The sequence below is a fragment of the candidate division WOR-3 bacterium genome (assembly GCA_039803925.1).
In the GTDB taxonomy this organism is placed as follows: domain Bacteria; phylum Hydrothermota; class Hydrothermia; order Hydrothermales; family JAJRUZ01; genus JBCNVI01.
The window spans coordinates 35,410-41,748 of record JBDRZL010000019.1; the positions used below are offsets into that span (position 1 = coordinate 35,410).

5 protein-coding genes and 1 tRNA gene are annotated in these 6,339 nt (G+C 30.5%); 5 read left to right on the forward strand and 1 reads right to left on the reverse strand.

From position 1 onward, the window contains the following. The first annotated feature begins 4 nt into the window (after positions 1 to 4). Positions 5 to 1,147: a glycosyltransferase family 4 protein gene (locus ABIN17_07890; GenBank protein MEO0284970.1), complete on the forward strand. Its 1,143-nt coding sequence runs from the start codon at positions 5 to 7 to the stop codon at positions 1,145 to 1,147. Position 1,148: 1 nt separating this feature from the next. On the opposite strand, the gene cysS is transcribed toward ABIN17_07890, so the two are convergent. Beyond that, positions 1,149 to 2,519 (reverse strand): cysteine--tRNA ligase, encoded by a 1,371-nt coding sequence (gene cysS / locus ABIN17_07895; protein ID MEO0284971.1) that lies wholly within the window; start codon positions 2,517 to 2,519, stop codon positions 1,149 to 1,151. Between the two features lie 64 nt (positions 2,520 to 2,583). On the opposite strand from cysS, the gene ABIN17_07900 reads away from it, so the two are divergent. From ABIN17_07900 to ABIN17_07915, 4 genes are all read left to right on the forward strand, one after another. After that, positions 2,584 to 4,794 carry a hypothetical protein gene (locus ABIN17_07900; protein MEO0284972.1) on the forward strand — a complete coding sequence of 737 codons (2,211 nt, stop codon included), beginning with the start codon at positions 2,584 to 2,586 and terminating at the stop codon, positions 4,792 to 4,794. Beyond that, positions 4,794 to 4,867 (forward strand) — tRNA-Ile (locus ABIN17_07905). Before ABIN17_07900 ends, ABIN17_07905 begins: the two co-directional genes overlap by 1 nt. Positions 4,868 to 4,898: 31 nt before the next feature. Then, positions 4,899 to 6,038, forward strand: coding sequence for a hypothetical protein (locus ABIN17_07910; protein MEO0284973.1), 1,140 nt, complete (start codon positions 4,899 to 4,901; stop codon positions 6,036 to 6,038). A 78-nt stretch (positions 6,039 to 6,116) separates the two neighbouring features. Beyond that, on the forward strand, positions 6,117 to 6,339 hold a 223-nt coding region (locus ABIN17_07915), incomplete at its 3' end, for a dCTP deaminase (protein ID MEO0284974.1).

Consider the following 6,339-nt stretch of genomic DNA (forward strand, 5'->3'; position numbering starts at 1 on the left):
AAAAATGGAAAAAAAACACTATATATTGATAACAACTGAATATCCACCTTTCAAAGGAGGAATTTCGAGGTGTCTTTCTTCAATATATGGGACATTTCCTTCAGACTCACTTACTGTAATTGCCCCTTATTTTAAAGGTTCAGAAGTATTTGATTTTAATCAAAATTATAAAATTAAAAGGTTGAATAAATTTTTTTATTTTTTACCAAAAAAATTAAGTCTTTTTTTATTTATTTTTTCTTTAACCTTTTCTCTTTTTTTAGAAGTTTTAAAAAATAAAGAGAAAAAAATAGTTATACATTCAGGGCATGTTTTAAGTGGTATTACTGCATTTATTTTAAAAAAAATTTTAAAAGTTCCATACATACAATGGACACATGCAATTGAAGTTATGGATAAAAGAAGATTCTGGTTAATAAAGAATATTTTGAATTTTGCAAATTATGTTATAACAATAAGCAAATTTTCAGAAGATTATTTAAAGAGATTTGTTTCTGAAGAAAAGATAAAAAAAATCAGGCATCCATTACCCGAGATTAGGTATCCCTCAAGAGAAATTGTTGAAAAAGTTTCGAGGGAAGTTAGCGGGAAAAAGGTTATTTTAACTGTTGCAAGGTTAGAAAAGTTTAACAGGTATAAGGGTGTAGATCTAACAATAAGAAGTTTTAAAAAAGTTAAGGAAGAAATTCCAGAATCTGTTTATATAGTAATTGGTGTTGGGGGTTTAAAAAGTTATTATGAAGAGATGGCTAAATCTTTAGGCTTGGGAGAAAGTGTTATTTTTAAAGGAGAAATTTCTGATGATGAGCTTTATGCATGGTATTCAATATGTGATTTATTTGTAATGCCTTCAAGGGTTGAAAAAAAATCTAAGGGTATTTTGGGTGAGGGTTTTGGACTTGTTTTTTTAGAGGCTGGTTTTTTTGGTAAACCTGTTATAGGAGGGGAGGGTGGATGTAAGGATGCAATAATTAATGGAGTTACAGGTTTTTTAGTTAACCCAAGAGATGAAGATGAGCTTGCAGAGAAAATTATTTATTTACTCAGAAATCCTTCTGTTGCAAAGAAGATGGGAGAAGAGGGAAAAAGATGGGCAGAGAGTGTAAATAGAAAAGATCTCGGTTTATATTTAAGAGAACTTCTCTAAATTATTTTAAAATTTTATATTCTGTTCCCTTTTTTGTATCTAAAAGTTCTATTCCAAAATTTTTTAATTTTTCTCTGATTTTATCACTTAAATGAAAAATTTTTTCCTCCCTTAGCAGTTGTCTTATTTCAATTATTGTTGAAAGAAGGTTATTTAAAAGAGAAGAATTAATTTTTTCCTCATCCAGTTTAAAACCTAAAATTTTAAGTATAAAAATCATTAAATTTTTTACTTCGAAAAATTCTTCTTTACCATCCTCATAGAGTTTATTAGCTAAATTTTTTAACTCATGTAAAATTGCAAAAACTTTAGGTGTATTTAAATCCTCTTCAAGTGCTGATTCAAATTTTTTTAAATATTCCCTAATTGGAGGTGAAAACCCCTCTAATTCTTTATTTTCCCCTTTAAAAATAATATCTTTTATTTTATCCCATGATTTCTTTGCTTCTTCAAGGGAATTTTCATCATATTCAAGTGGTGATCTGTAGTGAGCTTTTAATAAAAAATATCTCAAAACATCAGGGTGATAACTTTTAAGTGCATCAAGTGCCCTGAAAAAAAGTCCAGTTGATTTACTCATTTTTTCACCTTTCATTCTTAATAGTCCTGTGTGAAACCAGTATTTTGCAAATTCCTTACCGGTTGCTCCTTTACTTTGAGCAATTTCATTTTCATGATGTGGAAATATTAAATCTTCACCTCCTCCATGAATATCAATTGTTTCACCAAGGTGTTTCATACTCATTGCAGAACACTCTATATGCCATCCGGGTCTACCTTCTCCAAAGGGTGAATAAAAAAAAGGTTCATTTTCTTTTTTCTTTTTCCATAAAGAAAAATCAAGGGGATCTTTCTTTGTTGGGTCTGGTTCAACCCTCGCTCCTTTTTCAAGTTCCTCTAAGGGTTTACCCGACAATTTTCCATATTCATCAAATTCTGAAACATCATACCATATATTTCCCTCAGATTCGTAGGCAAGATTCTTATTCAGCAATTTTTTTATAATTTCGGAAATTTCAGTTATATGTTGAGTTGCTCTTGGGTAAATATCAGCTTTTCTTAAATTCATCTTTTCACTTACTTCAAAAAATTCACTTTCATATCTTTCTGCTATTTCCCTAAAATCTTTTCCCTCTTTAATTGCCTTCTGAATAATCTTATCATCAATATCTGTAATATTTAAAACAAATTTAACTTTATAACCTTTGTATTCTAAGAACCTTACAAGAATATCAGCACATAGAAATGCTCTCAAATGGCCAAGGTGTGGTGAATCCTGAACAGTCATTCCACAGAAATAAAATTTAACTTTCCCCTCCTCCAAGGGAATAAAATCTTCAATTTTTTTACTTATAGTATTGAAAATTTTCATTGTTCTTATTATAATATAAAAGTTTATTAAGGGTTCAATCCCCAAAAAAAACAACTTTAAAATTATGAATTTTTTTATTTTTTTAGCTTTTAATATAATAAATGTAGATTTAAATTTCAGGAGAGAGCAGATTTTATGGAAATGGGATTTGCGAAATTTTTCAAATTTAAAAATAAATTCTTTCTATCCTCTTACTTACATAGGACCTGAGGGTGGAATAATTTTATATCCTATAACTTCTGAAGTTAATTTAAAAAAGGTGGTTTTGCCTTCTTTTTTAGAGTATCATAAAAGTGAGAATGTTTTTGCTGGTGATACTTTTGAGATTGCTATACCGTATTCAGGATTAAATTTTAGGTTCGGTAAAAGCGGGGTAATGATTTCATCTAACACATTTCTTCTTTTGAGGGATACCTTGTCCTTTTACTTTACTGATGATAATTTTGCCACGTTAAATATAGTGAGTTTAAATTCAAAAATTGGAGCTTTAGATGCGCTTGGTTCAACAATTTATATGATTTCCGGTGATTCTCTTTTAAGGTCAGATAATGGCGGTTATAATTTTAATTTTATTAGAGATCTTGAAAATTATTTGATTCAGGGTAATTATAACTATGTTATGGATATTTTCCCCTTTAACCAACAGGTGGTTGCAATTGCAGCTTATGGTCAAGAGACTAAATTTTTGATTTCAACTGATGGTGGAAACAATTTTTCTGCTTACAATTTACCCTTTTCTGGAGATATTTATTCCTTGAGATTTGCTCCTCAGAATCAAAATGTTATATTTTTAGATCCTGCATCAGGCGGTGTTCTATACACTACAGATGCTGGTGTTACCTGGAATAATGTAAATTTAATACCAAATTTTCCTCTTTATCCTGGTTTTATCATAGATATTTTACCTTTAAATTCAGATACCTTTTTAATATCTTCTGTAATTGATAGAGGTATTTTTAAAGCTTATAGAACCTTTGGTAATAATTTTTCTTATTCCTATCTTGATACCACTTTAGTTCCCTTTTTCTTTGAACCCACCTATAGAAATTCAAAATTGAATGATACTTTTTATATTGGTTCAAATGATGGGGTTTATTACACTGTTAACAGGGGAAATACATGGACAAGGTATAAGAATCGTTTAAAGGCAGTTTTACTTTTGGGACCAGGACAGGTTACATCAAAGAAAGACACAACTTTTTTAATTACAGATGGAGGAATTGTTTATAGAAGTTTTGACCTTATAAATAGTAGTTTTTCTGAGCTTCCTTTTAAGGGTAATTTAATTTTCTTTGGTAACAATCTTGTTGAAAATTTTTATTTTTCTTCAAAAAGCCTTTATCTTCTAACATCTAAATTCAGAATATTTGCTTCTCCTTTCCAGAGAGTTTTGTTTTTCTCAAATAATGCGGGTGAAAGTTTTACTTTAAAAAATTCTAATGGTTCTCTTTTAAGTTATTACGATATATTACCTGGTTCAAATACAAATACTCTTTATCTATGGAATGATTCAACTCTCATAAAATCATCAGATGGTGGAATTACTTTTGACACAATTTATTCTGGTACTATAAGAAGTGTAGCTGGTGAAGGTGATACAATTTTTGTTTTGAAAGAAAGTGACACTCTATATGCAAGTTTTAATGGATTAAATTTTTCAGCTTTAACATATTTACCTGATGCAGGTGAGTTATACTATGTAAAAGGTTCTCCCTTTGTATTTTATTCTAATACCTTTAAAAACTATCTTATGTCTTATGATTTAAATAACTCAACAATAGATACGGCTATTAAAAGACCGAATAACTCATCAATTCTTATTCATTCTTCACTATCCTATGATGGATTCATCTATTCTCTTTTCCTTAACAATCAAACTGGAGAAAAAAATATTTATTACAGAAAAATTCCAGATGGAAATATAAATTCGGTTCCTATTAATCTTGAAGCACCTGTTGGCATCTTTGCTCTTGAAGGTGGTTATGTTCTTATATATGAGATGGGAAGGGGACTTTATATTATAGGTGTAACTTCTGTAGCTGAAAGAAATAGTGAGGATGTAAAATTGTTATACGTAACTCCACTTGTAAGGAATAATCTTGAAATAAAAGGATTTAGAGGTTCTATAAATTATGGAATTTACGATATAACTGGAAAGAGATTGCTTTCTGGAAATATTTCTTCTAAAGAAAGGGTTTTGAATTTGAATAATTTTAAGTCAGGAACTTATTATATAAAATTAAACAATAAAATTTACAAGTTTATAAAATTTTAGGCCCCGTAGCTCAGGTGGTTAGAGCGTACGCCTGATAAGCGTAAGGTCGGTGGTTCAAGTCCACCCGGGGCCATAATTAATAAAAAAATAAAAGGAGGTAATATATGAGGAAAATATTAGGAGCTCTTGCACTCCTCTTAGGAGTGCTTTTTGCTACAGAGACAAGAGTGACTACATTTGGTGGAGTGGCTGATTTTTTAAAGGATGATGCTCTTGCTCTTACATATCCTTCCCAGATTCTTTCTTTTCCTGGTTATCTTGTTCTTGAGGCTTATGATGAAAATACACTTATATCAGGTAATGCTTACTTAAAAGGTTATTTTGGTCTTGGAGAAAACCATTCAAAGGGTGTGTTTGGAGTTTATTTAAATATTCCAGTATATACATATCCTTACAGAACTATAAAAGGTTTTATGCTCTCTTATGGAAAATATTTAGGTGAAAAGCTTGGTTTTGGACTCAATTTTGGATTTGGAAATTACAGTAGAACCTATGAAGATACAACAGGTGCTGGTTTTAAAAATAAGGAAAGTGCAAACATAATTTCCTTAAATCCAGGCATTACCTTTTATCTCTCCGAAACCGACTTTATTGATGCAGCTTTTAAATTTAACATTCACTCTTTTGATGTAAAGAGCGCCATACCTAGTGATACAACAAAAGCAAAAGGAACTTCTGATATTTCTTTTGATGCAAGATATATGAGGTCCCTTTCAGAATACACTTCACTTGTAGTTGGTTTTCACTTTTTAACCTCTGATAATTCCACAGAAGAAAGAGCGGGTGGGCAGACTTCTGAATTTACTGATAAATTTTCAAGTTTTGGACTCAATATTGGAATTAACACCCAGCCTATAGATGTCTTAAACTTTATTTTAGGATTTCAGATTACAAGTGCCTCCTGGGATTATGGTGATGCTGGTAAACAGGGAAGATTTTCTTTTGGAGCAGTTACAGGACTTGAAGCAGACCTTGGAAAATACTTTCTTTTGAGACTTGCAGCAAGAAAAGATCTCTGGGGAAGTTATACTGATGATTACTTCTCTTTTCCAACTGGAAAGTTAAGTCTTACAACACAGGATCTACTTCCACTTGCCCTTGGTTTTGCTTATAAGAGGGGTAATTTAAGAGTAGATGCTCAGGCTTCTCCTGATATTTTATATAATGGTCCCTATTTCATTACAGGAAAACAAAGTAATTTCTTTACCTCAATAAGTATTCTTTATTCCTTTTCAAGTTACTGAGAAAGAAAGTAAATTTGTGGGGGAAGGGGATTATAAAAAATTTCCCCTTCCCCTTTTTATTTTAATTAAATTTAATAAATGGGAATAAAAAACGATAAGTGGATTAAGAAAATGGCTTTTGAGGCAAGGATGATAGAGCCTTTTTCTGAAACTCTTGTTACAAAAAATGTGATTTCATACGGAACCTCTTCTTATGGATACGATATAAGAATTGCTGATGAATTTAAAATTTTTACAAATGTTTTTTCAACATTTGTAGATCCTAAGAATTTTGATCCAAAGTCCTTTGTAGAATTTAAAG

Excerpts from the sequence above, each read along its gene's own strand:
- cysS (MEO0284971.1), bottom strand. The coding sequence starts at position 2,519 with ATGAAAATTTTCAATACTATAAGTAAAAAAATTGAAGATTTTATTCCC.
- ABIN17_07910 (MEO0284973.1), top strand. The coding sequence starts at position 4,899 with ATGAGGAAAATATTAGGAGCTCTTGCACTCCTCTTAGGAGTGCTTTTT.
- ABIN17_07890 (MEO0284970.1), top strand. The coding sequence starts at position 5 with ATGGAAAAAAAACACTATATATTGATAACAACTGAATATCCACCTTTC.
- ABIN17_07900 (MEO0284972.1), top strand. The coding sequence starts at position 2,584 with ATGAATTTTTTTATTTTTTTAGCTTTTAATATAATAAATGTAGATTTA.